The organism is Caballeronia mineralivorans PML1(12), from assembly GCF_001028175.1.
GTDB classification, from domain to species: domain Bacteria; phylum Pseudomonadota; class Gammaproteobacteria; order Burkholderiales; family Burkholderiaceae; genus Caballeronia; species Caballeronia mineralivorans.
The window spans coordinates 1-26,494 of record NZ_AEJF01000041.1; the positions used below are offsets into that span (position 1 = coordinate 1).

Below are 26,494 nucleotides of genomic sequence, written 5' to 3' on the forward strand. Positions count from 1 at the left end.
TGAGTCGATCCGCTCGGTAGTGTTGTACTGAGAAGCACGCGCCGCTCCAACTGATCGAATCGCACGCGTCGTTCGGCGGCACGCAGCGCATTCATCTTGCGTCAAAGACTACCAATTTGCTTGCGTCTCCACCCGCCGGCGATTTTTCCCACGAAGGACTGAGTGGGCGATATGGGCCGAGTGCTCATATCGTTTTTCTTTGGGTATCTGTCCTGCAGCAGAAGAGCTTCCCGCAAGGGGCGAGCGAAACGAATGGCCAAAAAAACCGGCCTTCCCTTACCCGGTAAGAACCGTGCAGGGAAGGCCGGAGTGCCTTAACGCTTCAAGAAACGCTGCCGGGCGTGCCGGCCAAAGCGTCAGGCCATCGCTTAGAACTTGTGGGTCATGCCGATGATGGCCGCCAACTGATGGTTGTTGGACGAGTAGGACGAGCCGCTAAAGTCCGCAACAGCCGCTTTGCCCGTCGAATCAACACCCGAAGCGGTCTCGAAGAAGCCGATCGCGTAGAACGACGTACGCTTGGACAACGAATAGATGGTGCCAAGGTTGAACTGGTTGTACTTGGCGCTGCCAACGCCGTCGGCGCCGCTGTTATGCGTATAGATGTAGGCGCCGGCCAGCGTCAGGGCAGGGGTCAGCGCGTACTTCACGTTCAGTTCGCCCGAATTGAACGTAGCGGTTCCGCCGTTGTACTTGGTGCCGTAGCTGCCCACAGCGCTGACCGAACCGAGGTTCTGGAACTGCGTGTTGGAGTACAGCACGGCGATCGTCGCCGCTCCCAGCACGTACGAACCGCCGGCCGTGATGATCTGCTGCGATCCCGCCGATGCGTAGCCACCGTAAATGCGGCTCGGCATGTTGTTGTTCGCGCCCGTGGCCGACGACGACGGCGTCGACGAGTTGCCCTGATTACCGAACGTCGCGTAATACGGGTCCTTGGTGAACATGTAGCTCGCGCCGAGCTTGATCGGGCCGTTTGCGTACGAAACCCCTGCGTCGGTGACTTCGTTCCTCGAGAACTGGCCGGCCTGGCCGCCCAGGCTGTACAGGACGCCGACCGTCAGACCACGGTAGTTGGGGCTCGTATACTTGAGGGCGTTCTGAACGCGGTTCGACGTATCCACGTTATCGACGTCGCCTGCGCGCGTACCGTAACCGAGGCCGGATGCAGCCCAGTCGGCGCCGGACGCGAACGAGGCGGTGGCGTCGTTGCTCGCCGAATACTGGCGGCCCAACGTGACCGTACCGTACGTATCGCTCTTCAAGCCGACAAAGGCCTTCCGTCCGAACTCCAGCCCACCCTGGCTCAAGGTGCCGGTGCCGAGGGTATAGCCGTTTTCCAGGGTGAAGATCGCCTTGAGACCACCGCCCAGGTCTTCAGCGCCCTGCAAGCCCCAACGCGACGAGTTGGCGCTGGAGAACGAGTACAGCTTCGCACCCTTGACGTTGTTGTTGAAGAGAAGCCCGCCGTCGGCAATGCCGTACAAGGTCACGCTGCTTTGTGCGTGTGCGGCGCCCGCAAATGCTGCCATCGTCAGGATGGCAGCCGTGGTCTTTTGAATTTTCATCTGTTCTTTTCAGTTCTAAAAGAGGAATGATCCTCGTTAATGATGTCGGAAAGTCCAGAAGCGTTTTGATCGCATGGTTATTCCATTGCTTTAAACAGCAATATTCCAAGAAATTACTGGAGGAAATAATTGGCAGACCAAATCTTCTGGTTCGCAGGCCGTCCGACCACAAGCAGGAAATCGCCCGGCATCCCCTGTGTGTAAGGCTATAGAAGGCTGCTGAGCGTCCGGCTGCACGAACCTTAGAGCGGCTCGGTTTCATTTATATGAAAAAGAACTCGCATTCGTTTGCGCGTGGGACATTGCGCCGCCCGCGTATTATTTGGACAACAATTTATTGAAACGCTGGCAAATTCTGGAAAATTCAGAGCCAATTTGAAGAGTATTCGCCCCTAAAGGCGTTCGTCGTTCGCCAGGGGTGCTTACGCTAGCTAAGTCAAGGAAATCCGCGGCGCGTGAAGCCGGTCAGGCCGGCGTGTTCGCTTCAGTCGCTGCGGGACAAGCTGCTCACAAACCTGGCCCGAGCGTAGGAGCATTCTCCATTCACTCATCAAAAGTTTTCATATAACATGCAAACCGGATAACCTGAAAATGGACGGCGGAAACGCCTGCACCCCTCGTGACGAAAGCGCTAACCCTGACCCAGCAGGTCGCCGAGCAAATGACCGGCGACATCCGCGACGGGGTCTACCCGGTCGGTACCAAACTCCCGTCCGGCAAGGATCTCGCCATCCGCTTCGGCGTAAGCCAGTCGGTTATTCGCGAAGTGACGGAGCGTTTGCGCTCGAACGGCCTGATCGACAGCCGGCAGGGCGCGGGCTGCACCGTGAAGGCGCGCACGGAAACGGGAGGTTTCCGCGTCTCCCACGCGGTCGGCGCGGACCGGGCGGATCTCGCCGATGTATACGAACTTCGGCTCGACCTGGAAGGCGCGGCAGCGGCGCTGGCAGCCGTGCGCCGGACCGACGCCGACATCGACGCGCTGGCGGCCATTCTCAGATCGCTCTCCGATAACCTCTACACCCCGGATCAGGCTGTTGAGCTGGACATCGCTTTTCACGTAGCGATCGCTGAAGCCACCCACAACCGCTACTACGTCGACCTGCTCCAGTACCTTAACCTCCAGATCCGCCAGGCTGTGCAGACGGCCCGCACACATTCGCTCGCCCGTCAGCGCTTGCCCGATGAAGTGCATCGCGAACACGTCCGCGTATTCGAAGCAATCCGCGCCGGCGATTCGCGGGCGGCCCGCATTGCCGCGACCTCGCACCTGCGGCGCGCCGCTGCCCGTCTCAACCTGCCGATTCCCGGCGGCGACGCGCTCGTCGGCGCCGCCACCCTGAACTCATCGACCAACAAATCGACCGCCAACAAATGACCGATTCCACTTTCTCCCAACGTCTGATCGACAAGCTCGGCCGCGACGCCGTTGTCACGGCACCGGACGCAATCGCCCCGTGGCTGTCGGACTGGCGCGGTCTATATACAGGCCACGCACAGGCGGTCGTGCGCCCCTCGAGTACGGCCGACGTTGCCGCATGCCTCGCGTTGTGCTCGGAAGCCCGCGTGCCGGTCGTGCCGCGTGGCGGCAACACGGGCCTGTGCGGTGGCGCGACACCCGACGCCAGTCCGGCCAACGTGATCGTGAGCTTGGACCGGATGCACGCGATTCGCAGCATCGATACGATCGGCAATACGCTGGTCGCCGAAGCCGGCTGCATTCTCGGCAACCTGCGGCGCGCAGCCGCCGATGAACATCGCCTGCTGCCACTCAGTCTCGCCGCCGAAGATTCGTGTCAGTTGGGCGGCAATCTGTCGACGAATGCGGGCGGCGTGAATGTCGTGCGCTACGGCATGACGCGGGAACTGGTGCTGGGTCTTGAAGCCGCGCTACCAAACGGCGAAATCTTTCACGGCTTGCGCACGCTGCGCAAGGACAACACGGGTTACGACCTGAAGCAATTGCTGATCGGCGCGGAGGGGACGCTGGGCATCATCACCGCTGCGGCGCTGCGGCTCTATCCGCGCAACGATGTGCGCGTGGTCGTGCTGGCGGCCGTGAATTCGTCGCAGCAGGCGCTCGACCTGTTCGAACTCCTGTTCGAACGCGGCGGCCCGCGCATGCAGGCGTTCGAGTTCTTCACAGCCGAATGCCTGGACATGGTGCTCGAACAGGTCGAGGGCATGCGCGCTCCGTTCGCCGAACGTCATCCGGGATACGTGCTGATCGAACTCGCCGATACCGTCGATGAAGCAGCCTTGCGCGAACTCGTGGAGACGGTCATTGGCGAAGCACTGGAACGAGAGCTGTGCGTGGATGCTGCGGTATCCGAATCAATTGCGCAGGTGAACAGCATGTGGCGGCTTCGCGAGGAAATCTCCGAAGCGCAGCGCGCGGATGGTCCGCACGTGAAGCATGACGTCTCGCTGCCGATCGCGTCTATTCCGGCGTTCCTTGCGTCTGCGGGAGAACGTGTCAACAAGCATCACGCCGGCGTGCGCTTGATCGTGTTCGGTCATTTCGGCGATGGCAATCTTCACTACAATCTCTCGCGTCCGGCCGGCGCACCGCGCGATTTCTTCAAACAACATGGCGAGGGATTGACCGCCGAAGTGCTGGACGAAGTGGCGCGTTACGGCGGCAGCATCAGCGCCGAACATGGCATTGGGCAACTGAAGCGCGAATATTTCAGCCGCTATAAAGACCCGCTGGAAATTCGCCTCATGCGCGAGGTTCGAAAGGTTTTCGATCCCCACGGCATCATGAATCCGGGCAAGATTTTCTGATAAAACACGGGCGCGGGGGGCAAGCGCGAAGACGGCGGGCGCTTGAGCGCTTGAGCGCTTAACGCGTCGGCGCATTAGCATTGGCGCCTAAATTGGCATTCAACTGGCCCGCGAGTCCATACAACATGCTAAGAAACGGCGCCGGAACCCCGGCTTTTGCTGCAAGTTCGTGAGGCGCGCCCAGGATCGCTTCGATCTCCATCTGACGGCCCGCCTCCACGTCCTGAAGCATCGATGTCTTGAACGCACCGAGCTTGCGCGTTTGCGCGTTGCGCGCCTGAGCGGTCATGTTCAGTTCAATCCCGATTTGCTCACCGATCCGCCGCGCCTCTTCCATGATCGAAACAACCAGCTGCTCCGTCAACGGGTCGTCGAGAATGACATCGCCAGTTGAACGCGTGATCGCGCTGATGGGGTTCATGGTCATGTTGCCCCACAGCTTGACCCAGATATCGCTGCGAATCTGGTTCGATACCGTTACGTCGAATTGAGCGAGCCGCAACAGGTTGATCGCGCGGGCGGCCTGATCGGCGACGCCGGCAGAGGCAGGCCCGACGATGAGTTGATTGCCATAGCCCTTTTTAATGACGCCCGGTCCGGCGATCGACGAGGAAATATGCACGACGCAACCCGAGACCTGCGACGGCGGCAGTACAGACGACACAATGCCTCCCGGATCGACTGATTCGAGCCGTTGCCCTGCAAGACGCCCGCCGAACGCGTTGAGAAACCACCACGGCACGCCGTTCATGACGGAGACAATGTGCGTGTTGCCGTCCACCAGCGGCGCCAGCGATCTCGCCGCCTGTATCAGTGCCGGTCCCTTCAGGCAGATAAACAGCAGGTCTTGAACACCGAGCGTGCCGGGTTGATCGGTCGCGTTGACGTCGACGACATAACGCTGGTCGCCTTCAATGACGGTCAGGCCATTGCGTTGTATCGCGTCAAGATGCGGGCCACGCGCCAAGAGATTCACGGCGATGCCTGCACGCGCGAGACGGGCAGCAACGATCCCGCCGATGGCACCCCCGCCGACCACGGTGATTTTGATGGCTTGCTGGTTCAAATCTATCTCCTGTACGAAGCATCGATGCGATCGACGCGTCGAATAAGTGCGGCCAGAACATTCTCGCCGGCGCCGTGTGCGGGTGAGAACTGTAGTGAATCCCGCGTGGTGCCTTTCACGATTTCATCGCTGATGGGCAGCGTGTTGCCACGCATGGAGTGCGTGACGACCTGAATCTCGCACGCGCGGTTCAGGGTCCACAGCAAGGCGAACGCGTGAGCGATCGTGGCTCCATGCGAGAGCAGTCCGTGGCTTCGAAGAATCAGCAGGCGCTTGTTGCCCATTGAGCTTAGCAGCCTCGACTTCTCGTCGTCGTGAACGGTGATGCCCTCGAACGGATGATAGGCAACCATGTTGTGCAACTGAGCGGAGTAGAAGTTCGTGTACGACAAACCTTCCTCCATGCATGCAACCGAGAGCCCCGCGGTCGTATGAGTATGCATGACGCAATGTGCGTCCTCCACATGCTCGTGAATCGCACTATGGATGACGAAGCCTGCTGGATTGATAGGGTAATCCGATGGGCTCAGGATTTTTCCGCTCAAGTCGATCTTGACCAGATTGGACGCGGTGACTTCGTCGAACGTCAGCCCGAAAGGGTTGATCAGGAAGTGCTTGCCCGGCCCGGGCACACGCAACGTAATGTGGTTGAAAATCAACTCGGTCCAGCCGAGCACATGAAACACACGGTACGTTGCGGCAAGCTTGAGGCGGGTCTCCCATTCTTCAGGTGAACACCAGGCGGGCGAGGGCGGAGTGCTACGGTCGGAATGGGTCATGATGTGTCTCCCTATTCTGCTCCGCCGCATTGACTGAAATTCGCAGGCGGTTGCCAGGCTCATAGTATGACGTCGTTGAAAAAGCTAACCCGATGCTAGCGATTAATTGATGCGTGCGCAAGCATATAATACTTAAGAAAATGCTTACAGCAAGCACTATCCAGGGTGATATGCTGCTTGCGCACAGATGAAGGGCAACAAATAGTCGAGGGAGTGAATGAAGAATCGAAACGTGATCGAGGGCTTGTTTACCTATCGGTTGCACGTGCTTAAGAAGCAGACCGACCGGACGATGAACGAAGCATTTACCGATGGAATCGCCCTGACGCTAACGGAAGCTCGTGTCCTGCTAAGCGTGGGTTCGTTCGGCACGCTTTCGGTATCGGATCTTGGCAAAGCATCCAATCTCGATCGCAGTCAGGCAAGCCGCGCCACAGACATACTCGAACGAAAGGGCCTGGTCGAGAAGACGTCGAGCGCGACGGACGGACGGGGCGTGGTCGTTACATTGACTGCCAAGGGCAAGAAGACATACACACGCGCCGCGGCGATCGCGAAGGCGCGCAATGACGATATCCTCGCGACGCTGGGTCAGGCAGAGCGGGAGGCGCTCGGGAAGATACTGGCTAAATTGATCGCGGCGCAGGGGGGTGACGAGACGGCCGGGTGATAGTTACTGACAGTTACTCGCAGACTGTCCGAGCAGCGCCGCCGCTCTCGGCGGGACCAAAATGCCGTGCAATCGACGACCTGCTGGCCGCTCTCGAATAATCGGCGGGTTTGCGCATTGCAGTTTGTTCGACTACGCTTCCAACCCCGTTTCCATTTTCAAAACTGCCGGCCTCGCAGGGCTTCCGCATTCCATTCGCTCTTTGAATTCTTCATGGCGAGCGTCACCGCGATTACGAAGATAAATTGATGTTTACGGTATCCGTGTCGACGCTGAATATCCGACCTTGGCCTCAGCCGGGAAATACGCCAAACCATTTGTGGGGAGGAGCGACATTTTACAGATCAGATTAAGCGATTAACCTCCCGGGTGGACAATTTTGAGGCGGACCGCGAAGTTGCGGAAAACAAATCCACGACGCTATGTCTTCCGTTTAAATAAAGTACCTATGGAACTCGCGCTGTGCGGCGACTGTCGAAGGATCTTCCAATAATATTCAAACCCGGCACATCAAATAACCCGTGGCAAAGAGGGCTGCTTGACGTCGCGATAAATACTGGATCGGGAGATGACTTCCATGCAAGCGGCGATACGATTATTTATTAGATGCCTAAGCTTCCCGAGGTTATGACGGAATAGATCGCGAAGCCGTAAGCCGGCAATTAAACCGCACTCCAATCTGCGCCGCTATAAGGTTAAATACTGTTAAAGATTATTTCGTTTGGAGAAGATTCGTTCAAAAGGTAATATGATTCTGAAACTTGAGATCGGCTCTGCCGCGTAATTATAATCGGCGCATATAGAGGGTTAACGTGATGAAGCCAAAGGTCATTTTGTCCGCACTCACCGGCGTCCTGCTTTCTGCACAGGTCATGCCCGTTGCCAACGCCGCCATCTATTCAAACGGCACGGCCACGGCCACGTTCAATGTCACGCTGACACTGCAAGCCAATTGCACGATTACGGCCACACCGCTGAGCTTCGGCACGAATGGCGTGCTGGCTACCGCGCTCAATCAGCAAACCACCCTCGCGGTCACCTGCACGAACACCACGCCCTACAACGTCGGACTGGACGGCGGCACGGTGGCGGGTTCGACCGTCACAAGCCGTTTGCTAGCCGGTACGGCCACGGGGAACACCGGCACGACCGTAGGCTTCCAGCTCTATCAGGACGCCGGCCGCACGACCGTATGGGGCACCACCCAGGGCACGAATACCGTGGCCGGGACGGGCACCGGGTCAGCACAGTCACTCACTGTTTATGGCCAGGTACCCCCGCAAGCCACGCCGAAGCCTGATCTCTATCAGACCACTGTCACTGCAACGGTCTATTTTTGATCCGCCGAGGGGCGGTCTCATGGTGAGGATCTCGAACGTCTTTGCGCTTTTGCTGTTCACGGCAGTGCTGACCGCGCAGGCGGCTACGTTGCAGATTTCGCCGGTGATGGTGGATCTCCAGTCGAACGAGAGTGCAACGGGCATTACGCTTCGCAACCCCGGTGACCGGCCGCTGTATGGCCAGGTTCGCGTGTTTCGCTGGGACCAGTCCGGTCGCGAAGACACGCTGACACCAACGCAGGAGCTGGTAGCGAGTCCACCGTTGATCCAGATCGGCGCACAGGCCGACCAGCTTGTCCGGCTGGTGCGGACTTCACCCGCTCCGGTCACGGCCGAGCAGAGCTATCGGATCCTGATCGACGAACTGCCGTCACCGGACGCAGCGCCTACGGGCGGCGTGATGATCCGCCTGCGTTATTCCGTACCCGTATTCGTGGAACCGGCCGGCAAGGCGCCTCAGCCCGTGCTTTCCTGGCACCTCGTTCGTACCGACAACGGCTGGGTGCTGCGCGTCGATAACGGCGGTCAGAAGCGTGCGCAGATCGCCGCCGTTCAACTGGTGGACAGCGCGGGCAAGGTCTATGAGATCAACAAGGGATTGCTCGGCTACGCGCTGGCTGGAAGTGCACGCCAGTGGCCGGTGCCGCTGCCGGCTGAGGCCGACATGCGCGGCACGGTGAAGGTGCGGGCCGCGGTCAACTCGCTGCCGTCCGAAGCCGCCGTCACGGTTGGGCAGCCGGGTTAGCAACAGCATGACCTCATCGCTGCATGCTTGTGTAGTGCCGGGCGTTGACATGATGCACCCCAATTCAATCGATGAGAATCCGACGACGGCCAACGCGTCATCTGCACCGCCTCCGCATAGCGCTAGTCGCAACGGGGATGAACGTTGTCCTCGCCTGCTTGCCCGTTTACGGGCAAGCACCGCAGCTTGCCTTGCCCGTGAGCGCGAACCTCCCGCATGACGTGTATCTGGAAGTGGAACTCAATGGCCAGCGCACCTCGGTGATCGCCCAGTTTCGTGAGTTGGACGGGCATCTCGCCGTGACGGCCAGGGACCTGGACAACATGGGACTCGCGCTCGACCGGCTCGGTATCGCGGAGACTGCCGAGGTGCAACTGGACTCCATCCCCGGGCTCCATTACACCTACGACGCCGCGCGCCAGGTTGTGTCCCTGCAAGTCCCGGACAACCTGCGCAAGCCCTATAGCTTCGATACTCGCGCACAGATCAAGACGCCCCCGGCTACCTCGTCGCGTGGGTTGCTCATCAACTACGACGCCTACGCGCAAAGCAACACGGACGCGCAACTAGCGATCTGGAGCGAGGAGCGTTACTTCGATCCCACCGGCGTATTCAGCAATACCGGCATCATGTACCTGTATCGCAACGAGCGCCGCTATACGCGCTACGACACGTCGTGGAGCATGTCGGACCCCGTCAAGCTGAGTACGACGCAGTTCGGCGACACCATCTCGTCGTCGCTCGCGTGGTCGCGCTCAGTGCGCATCGGCGGATTCCAGTGGCGCAGCAATTTCGCGTTGCGCCCGGACCTCGTGACGTTTCCCGTGCCCGCGTTCGCGGGGTCGGCGGTGGTGCCGTCCTCGGTGGACCTGTATATCAACAGCATCCGGCAATTCAGCGGCAATGTGCCAAGCGGGCCGTTCATCGTCAACAACGTGCCCGGCATCACAGGGGGCGGCCAGGCGACCGTGATCACGCGCGACGCGCTGGGCCGCACGGTCGCGACGTCCGTGCCGCTTTATGTCGACACACGTCTGCTCGCCACCGGACTGTCCAGCTATTCGTTCGAGGCGGGTTTCCTGCGCCGTGCGTACGGCCTGAATTCGTTCGACTACGATCCGCGGCCCGCGGTCAGCGGTTCGGCCCGCTATGGCGTCAATGATCTCCTGACGGTCGAAGCGCACACGGAGGCCACCAGTGGGGTCTACAACGCCGGTGGCGGGGCGCTCGTGCGGCTTGGCATGGCGGGCGTTGTCAACGGCTCGCTGTCGGCGAGTGCGGGGCGTCTGGCAGGCACCCAGGCAAGCTTCGGTTATGAACTGATCGAGCCGCATTTTTCCATCGATGCACAGACCATTCGCGCGTTCGGCAACTATGGCGATCTCGCTGCCCGGGATGGCACGCCTGTGCCGACCACGACCGACCGCGTGACGCTTGCCCTGCCGATCTTCAACAGCCAGACTTTTTCGCTCAGCTATATCGGCTTCAAGTTTCCGCAGGCGCAGCCTTCGCAGATTGGATCCGCGTCGTACACGCTGAACATCGGCAACCTGGCCTCGCTCAATCTCAGCGCCTACAAGGATTTCAAGCAGCACGACTCGCGCGGCGTGTTCCTGAGCGTGAGCTTCGGACTGGGCAACAACACCTCTGTCAACGCGAACGTCGGCAGACAGAACGGGCAGTCGAACTACAACGTCAACGCAACGCGACCACCCGATTACGACGGCGGCTGGGGCTGGGGCGTGCAGGCCGGCGACGCGGGCGCCGCGCCTTATCGGCAGGCTCAGGTGCAATACCTCGGCAAGGGCGGACAGGTGACGGCCGTCGCGCAAGACATCGCGGGACACGGTACCGCGTCGCTCGATGTCACCGGCACCGTGGTGCTGATGGACGGCAGCGTGCAGCCGTCGCGCCGCATTTATGACGGCTTCGCGCTGGTCTCGACCGATGGTGTCGCCGGCATTCCCGTGCTGCATGAAAACCGCGTGATCGGTGTCACCGATAGCGGCGGCCATTTCCTGGTTCCCGATCTCAACTCGTATCAGGATAATCAGGTGGCCATCGACAGCATGAAGCTGCCCGCCGATGCGCGCATCGACACCACCTCGATGAATCTCGTGCCGCAGGCGCAGTCGGGCGTGCTCGCCCGTTTCGGGGTGACGCATTACAGCGCTGCCTCGGTGATCCTGCAGGGTCCCGATGGCCGCGTGCTGCCGCCTGGAGCAGCTGTGCATCACGAGGAAAGCGGCAACGATACGATCGTAGGCTACGACGGGCTGGCCTTCATCGAGGGCTTGCAGCACGACAATCACCTGGTCATCGAGAGCGGTCTGTTGCATTGCGCGGTGGAATTTGCTTACGTGCATCCGGGCGATGGCTCGCTGCCGACGATAGGCCCGTTGACGTGCCGTCCACAAGCAGGGGCTGCGCGATGAGGCGGATCCTGTTCCCTTGTGTGCCTTGTGTTCGCAGTGGCGCTGGGCATGCCGAACCGCGCGAGCGCGCAGAGCTGCTCGGCGGTTGCATCGGCAATCAGTTTCGGTTCGGTGAGTCCGATCAGCCACGCGGCCGTCGCCACGACGGGTAGCGTGAGCGTGACGTGTACGTGGCCCGCAATCACACTGGTGCCGAACGCCCAGGTGTGCCTGAACCTGGGGGGCACCAGTCCTCGCTCGATGACTAACGGTGCCAACCAGTTGCAGTACGACCTGTATCAGGACGCGGCTCACTCGCTGGTGTGGGGGTCGATCACTTCCGGCACCACGCCGATCTCGCTCACGCTGGTCAAACCCGCGCTCGGCACAAGCGCGACCCAGTCCGTGACGATCTACGGGCAGATCGCGGCCAATCAACCCACGGTGCCGAGTGTCGGCAACGCCAGTACGATATACACCCAAGCGTTTGGCGGCAGCCAGACATCGATTAATACCGGCTTCTATTTACTCGGGGCCCCGACTTGCGCGTCGCTCACTGCGTCCTCCGGCACGTTTGCGTTCAACGCTACCGCGACGGTCGTGAACAACTGCAACATCAGTGCAACTAACCTTAATTTTGCGGCCACCGGCGTGCTGAGCAGCGCGTTGAACGCCACTGCTTCGATTACGGCGCAATGCACCAACGGCGACGCGTATCGGATCGCATTGAACGGCGGCACGAATGGCACGGTAGCGGCGCGGCAGATGACACGCACGGGAGGAGGGGGCACGGTGAACTATCAGCTCTACCTCGATGCGGGCTTGACCACCGCGTGGGGCGACGGCACTGCCGGCACCACTCAGGCGACCAGCACCGGCACGGGAAATTCGCAGGCACTCACCGTGTATGGCGTGGTGCCCGCGCAAAACACGCCCGCGCCGGGCGCGTATACGGACACGATTACCGCCACGATCAGCTTTTGAGACCGCATTGCGGCAGCGCGGCGCGTGCGTTTCAGAATTCAGAAGCCCACCATCCACACCGTGGACTGCGCGGCGCCGCGATTGGCGTACTGCACGGTAGAAGGGGTTTGGGTTGGATCCACCGCCACGAGTGCGATGTCGTAGGGCTGGCCGTGCAGGCAGGACACGTTGGGCTTCGCGATGGCCGAGGGCTCGGCGGCCGACTGGATCACGCAGCTTTCCTGCACGACGAGGCTGACCGACAGCGTTGCCAGTTCCGTGGGCGACACGTCCGATGCAAACGCGCCCAGCAGGATCGCCGCGAGCGTGAGTGGTTTATTTTTTTGCAACATATGAGGTCTAATGGTGACGCCGCCGGCGTGTAAGTGCTTTTTTTGAACTCCGAAAGCCGGTCCGAAGCTGCTCCCTAAGGTATCGGCAGATCGACGGAAGACTTTAGCGATATTCCGCACAATAAGCCTTTCTGGCAGGCAGTGCGACGGCTGGATTAATTCGTGTCAGGCTTTGCAACGTCGAGCTTTTTCGTATCGGCGGCGGGACATTCCTCCAGACGCTTGATGCTCTCGAACACACGCCATAACGATACGAGATCATGTATTCGGCGGAACCGGCGAAAACTTCCACTACGCGACACGCCAGGGTTCATGTTTTTATCGGCTCGGCTATAGTCGCGGCTTAACCGTTTCGACGCCGGATTCCCATGAGCCTGTCACTCAGAAGCGTGCGCTATTTCATCGCCGTCGCCGAAGCTGAATCGGTGACGGGCGCGACCCAGTCGCTGAACATTTCGCAGTCGGTCATCACCGACGCCATCAAGGGACTCGAGACCGAAGTCGGCGCGCAGCTCTTCGTGCGCCACGCGCGTGGCATGGTCCTCACGCACGCAGGGCATCAGTTCCTGCGCCATGCGCACCAGATCCTCGCTGCGGTGCGCAACGCACAGCAGGCGATGTCGTCGCGGCCCGACACCATGACCGGGCGGCTGAATATCGGCGTCACGACCATGATGACGGGCTACTTCCTGCCCTATCTGCTCGACCACTACCGCCGCGTGTTTCCGAAAGTGGAGGTCAACGTGATCGAGGACCAGCGCGATTACATCGAGCATTTGCTGGTGAATGGCGAGCTCGATGTGGCCGTGCTGATCGTGTCGAACATCGAGAACGCACAGGCTATAGAAACCGAATCGCTCATCACGGCCGCATGGCGGTTATGGCTGCCCGCGAACCATGCATTGCGCGGGCTCGGCAGCATCTCTCTGCGTGAGATCGCTGACGAGGCGATGATCATGCTCAAGGTCGATGAGCTGGAAGACAACACCAATACTTACTGGCGTGCATCCGGCCTCAAGCCGAACGTGGTGATGCGCACGGCGTCGGTAGAGGCGGTGCGCAGTCTTGTTGCGACGGGCGCGGGTTTGTCGATCCTGCCCGATGTGCTGTATCGCCCATGGTCGCTCGATGGCGATCGGCTCGAAGTACGTAACATCCTGGAAGAAATGCCGAAGATCGATATTGGCATTGCATGGCGTCGCGGGCTCACGCAGTCCGAGACGGCTCAAAATTTCCTCGTGGTCGCGCGCGAACATACACGTGGGCACGCCAAAATTTCGATCTGATTTTCCGATATAACCTTGCATGCGTTCTGTTTTACGGAATTCTGGACGGTGTTGGGAGAGGGTTATCCCGTAACGCCCGTGCATGGACCCCAAGACCCGCAATGCGGCGTCCTGCGCCGCGACTGAGGCTGGTAATGGCGAAAGGCCGTTGCAACCTGCTTGTCATCCTCCGGTCGCTTAACAACCGTGCACTCCAAAAATGCCTAAATGCGCGCTAGACATGCGTTCCGTTCGGAATTATCGATAGCTCCTATCTGCGATGCTGGCTGGCGGTCAAAAAAAACGCGACTCTAAAATCCCTGCATTCCTCGCGATTCCTGCATTACCCGATGTAAATGCAGTTCGAGCTCATTACCGAGAATGCGCCCGCATAACGCAGCAACCGGGCGCCGCATTGCTTCTTCCAACAAGAGAGACCGACATATGGAACAGACCGTGCAAACCAGCCTTCTGATCGGCGGCGAATTCGTGCCCGGCGCGGGGGATGTGGAGGACGTCCTGAACCCGGCGACGGGCGACACCATCGCGCGTATTGCCGAGGCATCGCTCGATCAGGTGCAAGCAGCGGTGGCTGCCGCGAGCCGCGCGTTTCCCGCGTGGGCGAAGACCGTGCCGAAGGATCGCGCGAACCTGCTGCTCAAACTCGCCGATGCCATCGAAGCACGTGCGACTGAATTTGCGCGGCTGGAGTCGCTCAATTGCGGCAAGCCTTATCTCGGCGCGCTCAACGACGAGATCCCGGCGGTGGCCGATGTATTCCGCTTTTTCGCAGGCGCATGCCGCACCCAGCACGGACAGCTTGCAGGCGAATATTTGCCGGGATACACGAGCATGGTGCGACGCGATCCGCTCGGCGTGGTGGCATCGATCGCGCCCTGGAACTATCCGTTGATGATGGCCGCCTGGAAGATCGCGCCGGCCGTGGCGGCGGGCAACACGGTCGTGCTCAAGCCGTCCGAGCAGACGCCCCTCACCACGCTGAAGCTCGCTGAACTCGTGGCCGCTATCTTCCCGCCTGGCGTGATCAACGTGGTGATCGGACGTGGCGACACCGTCGGTGCGCCGCTGATCGCGCAGCCGGACGTGCGCATGATTTCGATCACCGGCGATGTATCGACGGGACAGAAGATTCTTGAAGCGGCGTCGCGCACCGTCAAGCGCACGCATCTGGAGCTGGGCGGCAAGGCACCGGTGATCGTATTCGACGACGCCGATCTGGAGCAGGTAGTAGCCGGCCTGCGCACGTTCGGCTACTACAACGCGGGGCAGGACTGCACGGCGGCATGCCGCGTGTATGCAGGGCCGAAGATCTACGAGAAGCTCGTGGCGGACCTCTCCAGCGCGGTGAGCACGATCCGTGTTGGCGAGCAGCATATGGACGGCGTCGAGATGGGGCCGCTGATATCGGAGCGCCAGAGAAGCCGCGTGGCGAGCTTCGTCGAGCGGGCCGCGAGCCAGCGCCATATTGAAGTTACCGCAGGCGGCAAGGCGGGTGCATCGCGTGGGTTTTTCTACGAGCCGACGGTGATCGCCGGCGCGTTGCAGACCGACGAGATCGTGCGGCGTGAGGTGTTCGGACCCGTGGTCTCGGTGACCCGTTTCGACGACCCCGCCCAGGCGATCACGTGGGCCAACGACTCCGACTTCGGACTCGCGAGTTCCGTGTGGACCGCGGACGTGAGCCGCGCATTCAAGGTAGCGGCCGAGCTGCACTATGGCTGCACCTGGATCAACACCCACTTCATGCTCGTGAGCGAGATGCCCCATGGCGGCATGAAGCGCTCCGGTTATGGCAAGGACATGTCGGTCTACGCGCTCGAGGATTACACCTGCGCACGCCATGTGATGGCGAAGTTCGAGTAAGACGCAAACCCCGCGGCCTCCAGGCTCGTTCTTAAGCCGGCCTTACCCGTCCTTCAACCTTTGAAGTCAAACCGAGCAAGAGGAAAATCATGGAACCAGTCAATCAGGCCGACGCTTCAACCGCGCTGGACCACGACGCCCGGCAACTAAAAAGCATGGGTTATACCCAGGAGCTCGCGCGCCGCATGAGCGGCTTTTCGAACTTCGCGATATCGTTTTCAATCATTTGTATTTTGGCGGGGGGCATTACCGCGTTTCCGCAGGCATTGAGCGCGGCGGGCGGGGCTTCCATCGGTATCGGCTGGCCGGTCGGTGCGCTCTTCGCGTTGGTCGTCGCGGCTTCCATGGCGCAGATCGCGTCGTCTTATCCGACCGCAGGCGGCCTGTATCACTGGAGTTCGATTCTCGGCAACAAGGGCTGGGGCTGGGCGACCGCATGGTTCAACCTGCTTGGGTTGATCTTCGTGGTGGCGTCGGTGAATTTCGGCGTCTACGATCCGTTCTTCAAGACGCTGATCGCGCCGCTGTTCGGCATCAATCCCGACTCGCTCACGTTCTGGCACCAGACCGCGTTCATCGCGGCGGTGACGCTGAGCCAGGCGTGGCTCAACCATAGCGGCATCAGGATCACAACGATCCTCACCGATCTCTCGGGCTACCTGATCTTTGCGATCGCCGTGCTGCTGACACTGGCGCTGCTCGGCTTTTCGAAGACGCCGCTCGACTTCGGACGGCTGATCGACTTCAGCAACTTTACCGGTTTCGACGGTGGCGCGTGGCCCAAGCAAGGCATGCTGGCCGCGTTCCTGTCGGGGCTGCTGCTGACCATCTACACCATCACCGGCTTCGACGCCTCCGCACACACCTCGGAGGAAACGCACGACGCCGCGCGCAATGTACCGAAGGGCATGCTGCGCTCCGTGGCCTGGTCGGCGCTGTTCGGCTACATCATGGTCTGCGCATTCCTGCTCGTCATGCCGGACATCAAGGAGGGCGTAAAGCAGGGCGGCGGGTTCTTCAATGCGCTGCTCGGCACCTTGCCGGCATGGCTGCGCGTGGCGCTTGGCATTGGCATCTTCCTGTCGAACTACTTGTGCGGCCTTGCGTGCCTGACATCGTGCTCGCGGATGATGTATGCGTTTGCGCGTGATGGCGGGCTGCCTGCATCGAACTGGCTGAAGAAGGTCAACGATATCCACTGCACGCCCGGTGCCGCAATCTGGGTTTCCGCAATCCTCGCTATTGCCGCGACGTTGTATGGCGACGCGTTCGCGGTGCTCTCGACGGGCAGTGCGGTGTTCCTGTACGTATCGTACGTGATGCCGGTCGCAGCGGGCTTAGGCGCCGAAGGCAAGACGTGGGTGCGCAAAGGGCCGTTCAACCTTGGCCTGTGGTCGAAGCCCATTGCGTTGCTGGCGGTGCTCGGTGGGGCCGTGCTTGTTTATGTCGGAATTCAGCCGCCTAACGAGAAGGTGCTTTACATCAGCCTGTTGCTCATCCTCGTGATGGCGGTCTTTTGGTATGGGCTTGGCGTGAGGACGCGGTTCGTAGGACCGCCGGAAATCAAGAGCGAGGTGACGGGAGAAGCGGATGTCGTCAATACTTGATAGGGAACCCTATTGATCGGTCCGGTCGAGATGCGGGAGATGATTCGCGCTAGGTTCGCTTACAAAACCGGACATCCATCCGATGCAACCGGCGGTTCGTCCGCGTGTCTTTGCAGCGTACGCAGCCAGTCGGCGATAGCCTTGCTGGTCCAGACCGGATCGTCGTGAGGCAGATCGTGGCCGGCCCACGGATGCACAGCGTGAGCCGCGCCCCATCGGGTTGCTATGCGAGCGGAGCAGACGGGATCGACCAGCCGGTCCGCCTTCGATGAAAGCAGCAGCGTAGGGCAGGCCGGAGCGTGACTTTCGGCCCGAAAACGCGCCGCCGCCCACAGTTGGCGCAGACCGTTCGCCGCGCTCACCCCGGCAGTCCTGCGAATCCCGGCCCATGCGGCGATGTCGCCGGCCTGGGTGTCCACGCGATTGCACGTGAGGTCGTGGATGATCTCTTCGCATCGCAATGGATCGGACCACGAAGCGGCGGCACGCATCAGCGCGGGCCAAACCGCGGGTCGAAGGCGCTCGCTCATGGCGCAGAACGGGCGCATGCTGGTGTTGATGAGCACCAGCCGCTCGATCTCTTCCGGATGGCGTTGCGCCCAGCCGGTCGCCACCATGCCGCCGAGCGACATCGCGACCAGCCGGTACGGCGGCGGCAGTCCCGCATCGGCCGCTCGTGACCGGACGAACTTCACCATGTCTTCTACATTGAGTGGCGCCGGCAGCGCGTTCTCGCGGCCATTCCCCGGGAGGTCGAGCAACGTGAGTCCGCTCGCGTCCCGATTGAAGCCCGCTTCAACGCCCAGTTGTTCCGGAAACGATCCCCAGTGACGACCCTCGCGCGTGAGTCCGCGCAGCAAGATCCACGTGCTCATCGCGAGGATTTTCGCTGCCAGTGTTCCATGGCGCGCTCGAGGATCTGCTTTCGCGTATCGCCCTTGGGGAGCCATCTATTCGATGCGAACGCCGCGCGTGTCAGGAAGTCCAGGAAGTTGGCGTGACGGCGCAAGACCCGTTCAACTCTGTGCGCCTTGACCGGATTGAACATGCCGAAGCGGGAAAAGATCTGGCTGGGGTTCTTCCTGATCCAGCGCCAGGAGCCGAGTTCCAGCGTCATGGGCAGGAACACGTTGGGCGCGGGCGTCTGATCGTACGCGCAGTCCCACAGGTCTCCGTGAAGAAGGTATTGGTGGCTTTGCGGCTCGAACGTGTAGCCGTGATGCGGGTACGCCTGTTCGAACATGGTCTTGAGCTGGTACATCTCGGGGAGATGAGGCATTTGCCGTCTGGTTCGCGCGTAGGGGAACCAGATGCTGTCGCCCCAGCCGTAACCTGAATGACAGTCGAGAGCAAGGCTGAGCGGGCGTGTCATCAGCTCCTGCTTCACGACGTCGAGCAAGGCGGCGCTCTCGACTTCCAGCGAACCCCTGGCCGGACCGCGATACCACGGCAGCCATGAACCGATACGCTGGCCGCCCGCGAGGAAGGGGACACGTCCTTCGGCGTTTTGGGGGGCATTGCGCATCAGGTCGACGCCGTTCGGATTCGAGCGGGTATTGGCCCACATGCCGCCGGGGTTCACGATGGGCATGAAAATGAGCCGCACCGAGCACAACTGTTCGTGCAGCAGTTCGTCCCATTCGAGGCGCCGCAGCAGCGCGCGCATGTAGTCGAGGATCAACTGCGTACCGATGCGTTCCAGGCCGTGCACGCCGCCAAAAAAGCCGATTGCGGGCGCTTGAGGATCATTCGATCCAATCGCCGCGGTCAATATGGGGAAGCAGTTTGTACCGACGCGCACTTCACCGACCGTACGCAGGTCGAAGTGCGAGGCGCCGGCCGCGAGGATGGCATTGAGGTCATCGAACTCCGCAAAGCTTGCGGATGCGGAGGCTAAACGTAATGTACTCATGCCCGCGGCCTGTTTTTTCGATGCGTCCTGGGGTGGCCGGAAACAAGAATGGCCGCATCAGGACGCTTGGTACGCTCAGGACTTGCCTGGCCTTCCCGTTTTGACTGTTTCGACGGCGGCGACAGCCGCAGTAAGTTGCTCGATGTTAGCTTTTTCAAGTATGAGCAAACCGGCTCGCAAGAGCTCGCCTTTTTTGACGTGCACGCCGTTGGCGAGGCATTTTTGCTTCAGAAGGCTGATTTTTTCGTAATCGGACTTCGGCATGGTAAAGCTGTCACGGACCACCTTTTCTTTTTTCGGCCGTTTGACTTTGTCTTCGGGGGCGGCGGATTCTGCCGGCGCCGCTTTCGTCTTCGATTTGACGGGCGCTTGCGTGGCCTTGACCTTGGTTTCCGGCGCCGCCTCAGCCGCTGCCTTGGTCGTTTTACGCTTGCTTACTGCCGGTTCGGCAGCAGCCGTTTCCGCCGTCTTGGGGAAATGAAAAGCCTTCTTGCTGGGGGCCTTCGTTGTGGGTCCGGACATGGAGTCTCCAGGTAGGGTAATAGTGCAAACAGTATATACTCTTTTTGAGATGGCTTGCGCTAGGGTTTTCGAGGTGCGGTACTACTAAGGTCTCGGGTTTCTTTCGCGCCGGCAGAGGCCCCCGTCCACCGGTGCGAGCAGACCTCAGCCCTAGCGGCTGGCGACGATGAACAATCTTGGAAACGGCAGCAAAACCATACCGTCCGGCAACGCTGGGTAAGCCTGCCCCACCGCGGTCTTATAGCGATCCAGAAACGCCAAGCGCTCATCTTCAGTAAGCGGTTCCAGAAACGGCCGCAGACCGCTTCCCTTGAACCACTCGACGACCGCACTCGCTCCGCCCGCCAGCGCATGATGGTAAGTAGTCCGCCAGACATCCGCTTTTGCGCCACACGAACGAAGCAGTTCGTAGTACCAACTCGCACTTGCCCTCGGCGTCCTGAGCTTCGTCGCCCCGGACAGCTTGCTGGCCCAAGGCCCGTTCGCAGCAATCTCGCGCATCAATCTATGGGCCGGCTCATCGAGATTGTCCGGCATCTGAATAGCCAGACTGCCCCCGGGCGAAAGTTTCGCAACGAGCGCGGGTAACAAGCTGGCGTGATCGGGCAACCACTGAAGAACGGCGTTGGCCAGGATCACATCGAAGGGGCCGGGGGCGTTCCATGCCTGGATATCTGCCGTCTCGAAGTGAACCTGCGGCAGGCGCTTGCGCGCAGCCTCGATCATGTCCGGTGAACTGTCGAACCCGCTGATTGCCGCGTCGGGAAAACGCGCCATCAGGACCTCGGTCGAATTGCCGGGACCGCATCCTATGTCCACGACCGAGCGTGCGTCGATGTCCGGAACGGCCGCGAGCAGATCGCGTATCGGGCGCGTACGCTCGCTTTCAAAGACGACATATTGCTTGGCAGACCAGCTCATTGTGTAATTCCTTAATAGATTAATCACGGTGCGCAACGCGGTTCGACTGGCTTGGCTAAGCCGGAACGATACGCCGGCGCACGATCTCGAGCTTGCGGACCATCTCGGGGTAAAGGCGCGCGGCTATCGCAATGAGGGATTCGTCTTGAGCAGACATGGTGGTTTCCTCTGTGGGAAGGGGTGTGGGGTGTCGCCAGTTTGCGCATAGCCGATGTCTGCGTAAAATGAATTTATTATTCTGATTGGTTCATATTTCTTATGAAAATCGACATCCTCGGGGTCCAGGCATTTGTTGCCATCGCCGATAAAGGCGGCTTTCAGAACGCTGCCGATTCATTGCATGTCACGCAGACGGCGATCACCCAGCGCTTGCGCAAGCTCGAGGACTTTCTCGGTGTGATGCTGGTCGAGCGCACTACGCGTTCTATCGCACTCAGCCTGATCGGCCGCGATTTCCTGCCGCAAGCGCGGCGTTTGCTGGAGGAACTGGGGGACGCGCTGCTTGAGATCCGCGAGACGGGCAAGGCCGAGCGCGGGGATGTATCCATTGCCTGCGTGCCCACGGTCGGCGTTCAGTATTTACCGCGCATCATGCAGGAATATTCGGCGCGGTATCCGAATAACCGGATCAAGATTCTCGATCACGCGTCGTCGGCCGTGGCCGATGCGGTGCTGCGCCGCGAGGCGGAGTTCGGTATCAATATCGCGGGCGCGCATCATCCTGAACTTATGACGGTGCCGCTGCTCGAAGACCAGTACGTGCTGATCTGTCACGAGGACCATCCGCTCGCCAAACGCAGGCGAGTGGCGTGGAAGCAATTGCAGCCGTATCCGCTGATATTCGCGGGGCAGGTCAGCGGCAATCGCGCGTTGCTTGATACAGCACTGGGGGCGAATGGGTTGGGGTTGCAGTCTTTCTATGAAGTCCAGCGCAGTTCGACGGCGGTCGGGCTGGTTGCCGAGCGCATTGCCGCGGCTGTGGTGCCGCGGCTTGCCGTGCAGAAGGGCGCATATCCGAATATCCGCACGATAGAACTGGTTGATCCGGTGGTCTCGCGGGCACTGGTACTGGCGGTCCGCAAGACCGCGCGGCTATCGCCGGCCGCGCAAGCCCTTTACGACATGATCAAGGCGCGGGCGGTGCGGCCTAAGAATTGAAGAAGCACGGCGAAACCGCCACTGCCCTCAAGCCGCTTCCAGTTGTTTCTCCGAAGCGCGCAACAACACCGGAATGGACTTCGACGTAGGCGTCCCCGCGCCATCGGCAACACTCGACAATGGCACGAGCGGATTCGTTTCCGGGTAATACGCACCGAGGCAACCACGCGGAATGTCATAAGCAACCAGCAGGAAACCGTTCGCGCGCCGCTCGACGCCATCGTCCCATACGCTCGTGATATCCACGCGTTGTCCCGCTTCGAAGCCCAGCATCTCGATGTCCAGCTGATTGGCGAACAACACACGCCGTTGGCCGTACACCCCGCGATAACGGTCGTCCAGACCATAGATCGTCGTGTTGTACTGATCGTGGGAGCGGGTAGTCATGAGCGTCAGCAAACGCTCGCCATGAACGGTCCGGGCACGATGAATCGGGGTATCGAATTCGATCCTGTTCACCAGGAACTGCGCCTTGCCACTAGGCGTATTCCACACGCGGTCACGGGACGCCACGCCCAGATGAAACCCGCCCGGACGCTTGAGCCGTTCGTTGTAATCCTCGAAGCCGGGGATCACTTTCTCGATACCATCGCGGATCAACGCATAGTCGTTCGCATGCGCAAGCCAGTCTACCTTCGCGCTGCCAAGCGTGGCCTGCGCCATGCGCGCGACGATCGCGATCTCCGACAACAAGTTCGGTGAAGCAGGGCGGTTCATGCCATACGAAATGTGCACCATGCTCATGGAATCTTCCACGCTCACGCCTTGTGCCACGCCGTTCTGCATGTCGATTTCAGTGCGCCCGAGCGTGGGCAGAATCAGTGCGTCGCGACCATGAATCAGGTGGCTGCGGTTCAGCTTGGTCGTGATATGCACGGTCAGGTCGCACGAGCGCATGGCTTCCCACACACGCGGTGTATCGGGTGTCGCAATCGAAAAATTGCCGCCGAGTCCAATGAAGACTTTCAACTCGCCGGAGATCATCGCCTCGATTGAACGCACGACGTCATACCCGTGTTCGCGCGGCGGCTCGAAGTTGTAGGCGGCGCCGAGCTGGTCGAGGAACGCCTGCGTCGGCCGCTCTTCTATGCCCACCGTACGGTCGCCCTGCACGTTCGAATGCCCGCGCACCGGGCACAGTCCCGCGCCAAGCCGGCCGATGTTCCCGCGCATCATCATCAGGTTCGACAGAAGCTGCACCGTCGGCACCGAGTTCTTGTGCTGAGTGAGGCCCATGCCCCACGTCGAGATCACGGCACGGCCTCGTGCGTAGATATCGGCGAGTTGCAGCACTTCGTCTTTCGGCACACCCGATTCCGCGACAATCGCGTCCCAGCTTTCGGCGCGCAGGTCCTCGGCGAAGGCATCGAAACCCACCGTATGCTCAGCGATGAACGCCACATCGAGCACGCGCGGCGCACCTTGTTCCAAAGCCGCATCGTCCAGTTCGATCACGCGTTTCGCCACGCCTTTGATCAACGCAAAATCCCCGCCAATCTTTGGCCGGATAAACACCGAACTGATTTTCGTGCTGCCGCCCGTGAGCATTTCGAGCGGATGCTGCGGGCTCGCGAATCGTTCCAGACCGCGTTCACGCAGTGGGTTGATCGAGACGATCGTCGCGCCCCGTTTCGCACACTCGCGCAGTTCTCCCAGCATCCGCGGATGGTTTGTCGCGGGATTCTGGCCAAAGAGCAGCAGGGTGTCTGCGTGTTCGAAATCCTCGAGCGTCACGGTTCCCTTGCCCACGCCCACGGTCACCGGCAAACCCCGGCTTGTGGCTTCGTGGCACATGTTCGAGCAGTCGGGGAAGTTGTTGGTGCCGTACATGCGCACGAACAACTGGTACAGGAACGCGGCTTCGTTGCTAGCGCGGCCCGAGGTGTAGAACGCGGCGCGATCGGGGTTGTCGAGCCGGTTCAGGTGATCTGCAATCAGGGCGAACGCGTCATCCCACGAAATGGGCTCGTAGCGGTCACGGGCGGCGTCGTAGACAAGCGGATCGGTCAGGCGTCCGTGCTGTTCAAGCTCGAAGTCCGACTCTTCCATCAATTGCGCGACGGTATGTTCTTCGAAAAACGCCGGCGTGACGCGCTTGCTGGTGGACTCGGCGAAAACGGCCTTGACGCCGTTTTCGCAGAACTCGAAGGTGGATGCATGCTCGCGATCCGGCCACGCGCAGCCGGGGCAATCGAAGCCGTCCGGCTGGTTCTGGCCGAACAGCGTGCGGTAGTTCCCGCCCGACACCTTCTCCTTGATCAGATTGATGGCGACATACTTCAGCGCGCCCCAGCCTGCGGCTGGGTGCGTGTACGGTTCAATGCGAGGTTCGGTTTTTTTCACAATGCCAGCCGCAGATTCGTAAGGGTTTTCACCAATGATCGTAGGCTACTGTGTTCCGAAAACTGCGCGGTATACAGAAAAATAGATACACGAGGAGTACAGTTGTCGGCTCGCCGGAATCGAACCCGCTGTTTCGCCCCTTTTTAGTCTTCGACCCATCGTGACGCTTTACGAAAAATTAACCGCCGAGATCGAGGAAGCCGTGCGCCGCGGTGTGTTTGCCGTGGGTGAACGCGTGCCGTCGGTGCGTCAGGCAAGCGCCCAGCACGGGGTCAGCATCAAGACGGTCCTGCATGCGTATGCGTTGCTGGAAAGCCGGGGTGTGCTGGAAACCCGGCCGCAGTCGGGCTACTTCGTGCGCGAATTGCCTTCTGCACACGCGATCAGTCCGGCGGCCTCGCAACTGCCTCCGGTCGCATCGACAGTCGATGTCAGCCGCCTCGTCCTGTCCACGCTCCGCTCGATCCGCTCTCAGGACGCCACGCCTTTGGGTTCCCCTTATCCCGATCCATCGCTGTTCCCGTGGCGTCAAATCAATCAACTGGCGAACGCCACCGCGCGCCGGCATTCGAGCTGGAACCTGATGGACGACCTGCCGCCCGGCAACCCCGAGCTGATCCGCCAGATCGCGCGGCGTTACGCGGAGAACGGCGTGCCCGTCGATCCCGATGAGATCGTTATTACTGTCGGTGCCACCGAGGCCATCAACCTGAGCCTGCAGGCCGTGGCGAAACCGGGCGATACGGTTGCGGTCGAATCGCCGACCTATTACGCGATGCTCCATGCCATCGAGCGGCTTGGCATGCGGGCGATCGAAGTACCGACACATCCGGCCGAAGGTATCGACATCGACGCGCTCGCGACGATCATTCGCGAACACGGGATCGCGGCGTGCATGGTTATGCCGAACTTCCAGAATCCCCTGGGTTTCGTGATGTCCGACGCGAACAAGGAACGGCTTGTCGGTCTGCTCGCCGCGCATGAAATCCCGGTCATCGAAAACGATGTGTACCAGGAGTTGTACTACGGTGAGGCACGGCCGTCCGCGCTGAAGAACTTCGATAAAAAGGGGCTGGTGCTGCACTGCGCGTCGTTTTCGAAGAGCCTGACGGCGTCCTACCGGATCGGCTGGGCGATGCCCGGGCGCTACCGGCGCGAGGTGGAAAAACTCAAGTTCCTGAACACGCTGACCACGCCGTCGGTGCCGCAAGTCGCGGTGGCCGACTATCTTCGGCGGGGCGGTTATGACCGGCATCTGCGGCATGTGCGCAAGATGTACCGGCAGCAGGCGCGGCTCATGATCGCGATGGTCAAGCGCTTTTTCCCCGCCGGCACGCAAACGTCCACGCCGATGGGCGGTTACGTGCTGTGGGTCCAGTTGCCCGATAACGTCGATTCGATGTTGCTCTACCAGGTCGCGCTCGCACGCGGGATTACGATCGGGCCGGGCACCATGTTTTCATCGCGCGATGCCTTCCGCCATTTCATCCGGCTCAACTACAGTTATCCGTGGAGCGCGCAGACGGAAGCGGCGTTGAAGACGCTCGGCGAACTGGTCGCGGGCATGGAGCGTGGAAAAAACAGGGACTACGAGCATGGACGATAAAATCGACCCGGCGCTGATCGCGATCCTCAGCCAGCTATGGCGAGCCGCGCAGGAGAACCCCGGACGGGCATGGTCGCTCGCGAAGCTGTCGAAGCAATCGGGCGTGCCGATGAGCAGCCTGAGACGTCACCTCACCGCACTGTCCGACGCGGCGTTGCTCGACCGCACCGCCATCGACGAAAGCGCGACGGGCACGCCCACAGCCTCGCTGAACGATGCCGGGCGGGAGCTGTGCGCGCAATTGTTTGCGCAATCGGCACCCGACATCGACTAATCAAATGCTTGACGAGCGATATGGGTGCTATTGGCCATAAATTGCCGATCGGTCACAACAACGCGCGAGTTATCGGCCTGTGAGCGATGCAAATGCCTCGCCAATGTAAGGAATATCGAATTATTTTGTGTGGTGAGAGATTAGGGAAAAAGTACTCAGAAACCCTTGCCCACAGGCGGGAATGTTCCATCTTTTACCGAATTCTCACATAAAACACGTTATTTCTACCGAAGCCTCAAGAATCCGGTGGATGCACTACAACTGCCAATTGGAAAATTACATATTAAATTCAATGGCTTATAAAACAAATTTCAATC

At 60.5% G+C, this 26,494-nt stretch carries 23 protein-coding genes; 13 read left to right on the forward strand and 10 right to left on the reverse strand.

Translation table 11 applies throughout. The features are described from left to right. Positions 1-95: LEPR-XLL domain-containing protein (locus EOS_RS49140; protein ID WP_152693076.1), on the reverse strand; the 95-nt coding region annotated here is incomplete at its 3' end. A 273-nt stretch (positions 96-368) separates the two neighbouring features. Further along, entirely contained in the window at positions 369-1,568 is a 1,200-nt protein-coding gene (locus EOS_RS04670; RefSeq protein ID WP_326972899.1) for a porin, read from the reverse strand. 619 nt (positions 1,569-2,187) lie between these two features. Here EOS_RS04670 and EOS_RS04675 point away from each other — a divergent pair. After that, entirely contained in the window at positions 2,188-2,946 is a 759-nt protein-coding gene (locus tag EOS_RS04675; RefSeq protein WP_268760290.1) for a FadR/GntR family transcriptional regulator, read from the forward strand. Further along, a complete protein-coding gene (locus EOS_RS04680; protein WP_047845431.1) occupies positions 2,943-4,355 on the forward strand; it encodes an FAD-binding oxidoreductase in 1,413 nt (470 codons plus the stop codon). Before EOS_RS04675 ends, EOS_RS04680 begins: the two co-directional genes overlap by 4 nt. A gap of 58 nt (positions 4,356-4,413) precedes the next feature. Here EOS_RS04680 and EOS_RS04685 read toward each other — a convergent pair whose 3' ends face one another. Beyond that, positions 4,414-5,421 carry a 2-dehydropantoate 2-reductase gene (locus EOS_RS04685; RefSeq protein ID WP_235442697.1) on the reverse strand — a complete coding sequence of 336 codons (1,008 nt, stop codon included), beginning with the start codon at positions 5,419-5,421 and terminating at the stop codon, positions 4,414-4,416. Between the two features lie 2 nt (positions 5,422-5,423). Then, entirely contained in the window at positions 5,424-6,200 is a 777-nt protein-coding gene (locus tag EOS_RS04690) for a class II aldolase/adducin family protein (protein ID WP_047845432.1), read from the reverse strand. Positions 6,201-6,417: 217 nt separating this feature from the next. On the opposite strand from EOS_RS04690, the gene EOS_RS04695 reads away from it, so the two are divergent. From EOS_RS04695 to EOS_RS04715, 5 genes are all read left to right on the forward strand, one after another. Then, positions 6,418-6,870 (forward strand): MarR family winged helix-turn-helix transcriptional regulator, encoded by a 453-nt coding sequence (locus EOS_RS04695; RefSeq protein WP_047845433.1) that lies wholly within the window; start codon positions 6,418-6,420, stop codon positions 6,868-6,870. A gap of 872 nt (positions 6,871-7,742) precedes the next feature. Further along, a complete protein-coding gene (locus tag EOS_RS04700) occupies positions 7,743-8,210 on the forward strand; it encodes a Csu type fimbrial protein (protein ID WP_235442704.1) in 468 nt (155 codons plus the stop codon). A gap of 19 nt (positions 8,211-8,229) precedes the next feature. Next, on the forward strand, positions 8,230-8,955 hold the full coding sequence (locus tag EOS_RS04705) for a fimbrial biogenesis chaperone (RefSeq protein ID WP_047845435.1): 726 nt from the start codon (positions 8,230-8,232) through the stop codon (positions 8,953-8,955). 137 nt (positions 8,956-9,092) lie between these two features. Then, positions 9,093-11,390, forward strand: coding sequence for a fimbria/pilus outer membrane usher protein (locus EOS_RS04710; protein WP_047845436.1), 2,298 nt, complete (start codon positions 9,093-9,095; stop codon positions 11,388-11,390). A gap of 48 nt (positions 11,391-11,438) precedes the next feature. Further along, positions 11,439-12,353: a Csu type fimbrial protein gene (locus tag EOS_RS04715; RefSeq protein WP_047845498.1), complete on the forward strand. Its 915-nt coding sequence runs from the start codon at positions 11,439-11,441 to the stop codon at positions 12,351-12,353. 38 nt (positions 12,354-12,391) lie between these two features. Here the strand turns inward: EOS_RS04715 and EOS_RS04720 are convergent, their stop codons facing one another. Continuing rightward, the gene (locus EOS_RS04720; RefSeq protein ID WP_047845437.1) at positions 12,392-12,685 is read right to left on the reverse strand and encodes a hypothetical protein; all 294 of its coding nucleotides are present in this window, start codon (positions 12,683-12,685) and stop codon (positions 12,392-12,394) included. Between the two features lie 368 nt (positions 12,686-13,053). Between EOS_RS04720 and EOS_RS04725 the strand changes: the two genes are divergently transcribed. The 3 genes from EOS_RS04725 to EOS_RS04735 all read left to right on the forward strand — a co-directional run bounded on the left by EOS_RS04725 (position 13,054) and on the right by EOS_RS04735 (position 17,441). Beyond that, positions 13,054-13,971, forward strand: a complete 918-nt coding sequence (locus tag EOS_RS04725) for a LysR substrate-binding domain-containing protein (protein WP_047845438.1) — start codon at positions 13,054-13,056, stop codon at positions 13,969-13,971. Positions 13,972-14,394: 423 nt separating this feature from the next. Continuing rightward, on the forward strand, positions 14,395-15,834 hold the full coding sequence (locus tag EOS_RS04730; protein ID WP_047845439.1) for a gamma-aminobutyraldehyde dehydrogenase: 1,440 nt from the start codon (positions 14,395-14,397) through the stop codon (positions 15,832-15,834). A gap of 89 nt (positions 15,835-15,923) precedes the next feature. Continuing rightward, complete coding sequence (locus EOS_RS04735) at positions 15,924-17,441, forward strand: amino acid permease (RefSeq protein WP_047845440.1); 1,518 nt, start codon at positions 15,924-15,926, stop codon at positions 17,439-17,441. 59 nt (positions 17,442-17,500) lie between these two features. On the opposite strand, the gene EOS_RS04740 is transcribed toward EOS_RS04735, so the two are convergent. From EOS_RS04740 to tam, 4 genes are all read right to left on the reverse strand, one after another. Beyond that, entirely contained in the window at positions 17,501-18,316 is an 816-nt protein-coding gene (locus tag EOS_RS04740; protein WP_047845441.1) for an alpha/beta fold hydrolase, read from the reverse strand. Next, the gene (locus EOS_RS04745; RefSeq protein WP_047845442.1) at positions 18,313-19,353 is read right to left on the reverse strand and encodes a M14 family zinc carboxypeptidase; all 1,041 of its coding nucleotides are present in this window, start codon (positions 19,351-19,353) and stop codon (positions 18,313-18,315) included. Before EOS_RS04745 ends, EOS_RS04740 begins: the two co-directional genes overlap by 4 nt. Positions 19,354-19,428: 75 nt before the next feature. Continuing rightward, positions 19,429-19,875, reverse strand: coding sequence for a hypothetical protein (locus tag EOS_RS04750; RefSeq protein WP_047845443.1), 447 nt, complete (start codon positions 19,873-19,875; stop codon positions 19,429-19,431). Positions 19,876-20,025: 150 nt separating this feature from the next. Next, positions 20,026-20,796 carry a trans-aconitate 2-methyltransferase gene (gene tam / locus EOS_RS04755; protein WP_047845444.1) on the reverse strand — a complete coding sequence of 257 codons (771 nt, stop codon included), beginning with the start codon at positions 20,794-20,796 and terminating at the stop codon, positions 20,026-20,028. 258 nt (positions 20,797-21,054) lie between these two features. On the opposite strand from tam, the gene EOS_RS04760 reads away from it, so the two are divergent. Beyond that, complete coding sequence (locus EOS_RS04760) at positions 21,055-21,954, forward strand: LysR family transcriptional regulator (RefSeq protein ID WP_047845445.1); 900 nt, start codon at positions 21,055-21,057, stop codon at positions 21,952-21,954. A 27-nt stretch (positions 21,955-21,981) separates the two neighbouring features. Here the strand turns inward: EOS_RS04760 and EOS_RS04765 are convergent, their stop codons facing one another. Further along, the gene (locus tag EOS_RS04765; protein ID WP_047845446.1) at positions 21,982-24,297 is read right to left on the reverse strand and encodes an FdhF/YdeP family oxidoreductase; all 2,316 of its coding nucleotides are present in this window, start codon (positions 24,295-24,297) and stop codon (positions 21,982-21,984) included. Positions 24,298-24,457: 160 nt separating this feature from the next. Between EOS_RS04765 and EOS_RS04770 the strand changes: the two genes are divergently transcribed. Further along, positions 24,458-25,903 carry an aminotransferase-like domain-containing protein gene (locus tag EOS_RS04770; protein WP_047845447.1) on the forward strand — a complete coding sequence of 482 codons (1,446 nt, stop codon included), beginning with the start codon at positions 24,458-24,460 and terminating at the stop codon, positions 25,901-25,903. Further along, entirely contained in the window at positions 25,893-26,177 is a 285-nt protein-coding gene (locus EOS_RS04775; protein WP_047845448.1) for a helix-turn-helix domain-containing protein, read from the forward strand. The genes EOS_RS04770 and EOS_RS04775 overlap by 11 nt, the downstream gene beginning before the upstream one ends. The last annotated feature ends 317 nt before the right edge of the window (positions 26,178-26,494 follow it).

What these genes read in the sequence shown, in the direction of transcription:
- EOS_RS04760 (WP_047845445.1), top strand. Translation starts at nt 21,055, where the DNA reads ATGAAAATCGACATCCTCGGGGTCCAGGCATTTGTTGCCATCGCCGAT.
- tam (WP_047845444.1), bottom strand. Translation starts at nt 20,796, where the DNA reads ATGAGCTGGTCTGCCAAGCAATATGTCGTCTTTGAAAGCGAGCGTACG.
- EOS_RS04670 (WP_326972899.1), bottom strand. Translation starts at nt 1,568, where the DNA reads ATGAAAATTCAAAAGACCACGGCTGCCATCCTGACGATGGCAGCATTT.
- EOS_RS04775 (WP_047845448.1), top strand. Translation starts at nt 25,893, where the DNA reads ATGGACGATAAAATCGACCCGGCGCTGATCGCGATCCTCAGCCAGCTA.
- EOS_RS04730 (WP_047845439.1), top strand. Translation starts at nt 14,395, where the DNA reads ATGGAACAGACCGTGCAAACCAGCCTTCTGATCGGCGGCGAATTCGTG.
- EOS_RS04725 (WP_047845438.1), top strand. Translation starts at nt 13,054, where the DNA reads ATGAGCCTGTCACTCAGAAGCGTGCGCTATTTCATCGCCGTCGCCGAA.
- EOS_RS04740 (WP_047845441.1), bottom strand. Translation starts at nt 18,316, where the DNA reads ATGAGCACGTGGATCTTGCTGCGCGGACTCACGCGCGAGGGTCGTCAC.
- EOS_RS04735 (WP_047845440.1), top strand. Translation starts at nt 15,924, where the DNA reads ATGGAACCAGTCAATCAGGCCGACGCTTCAACCGCGCTGGACCACGAC.
- EOS_RS04695 (WP_047845433.1), top strand. Translation starts at nt 6,418, where the DNA reads ATGAAGAATCGAAACGTGATCGAGGGCTTGTTTACCTATCGGTTGCAC.
- EOS_RS04750 (WP_047845443.1), bottom strand. Translation starts at nt 19,875, where the DNA reads ATGTCCGGACCCACAACGAAGGCCCCCAGCAAGAAGGCTTTTCATTTC.
- EOS_RS04700 (WP_235442704.1), top strand. Translation starts at nt 7,743, where the DNA reads ATGCCCGTTGCCAACGCCGCCATCTATTCAAACGGCACGGCCACGGCC.
- EOS_RS04680 (WP_047845431.1), top strand. Translation starts at nt 2,943, where the DNA reads ATGACCGATTCCACTTTCTCCCAACGTCTGATCGACAAGCTCGGCCGC.
- EOS_RS04715 (WP_047845498.1), top strand. Translation starts at nt 11,439, where the DNA reads ATGCCGAACCGCGCGAGCGCGCAGAGCTGCTCGGCGGTTGCATCGGCA.
- EOS_RS04705 (WP_047845435.1), top strand. Translation starts at nt 8,230, where the DNA reads ATGGTGAGGATCTCGAACGTCTTTGCGCTTTTGCTGTTCACGGCAGTG.
- EOS_RS04720 (WP_047845437.1), bottom strand. Translation starts at nt 12,685, where the DNA reads ATGTTGCAAAAAAATAAACCACTCACGCTCGCGGCGATCCTGCTGGGC.
- EOS_RS04690 (WP_047845432.1), bottom strand. Translation starts at nt 6,200, where the DNA reads ATGACCCATTCCGACCGTAGCACTCCGCCCTCGCCCGCCTGGTGTTCA.
- EOS_RS04745 (WP_047845442.1), bottom strand. Translation starts at nt 19,353, where the DNA reads ATGAGTACATTACGTTTAGCCTCCGCATCCGCAAGCTTTGCGGAGTTC.
- EOS_RS04710 (WP_047845436.1), top strand. Translation starts at nt 9,093, where the DNA reads ATGAACGTTGTCCTCGCCTGCTTGCCCGTTTACGGGCAAGCACCGCAG.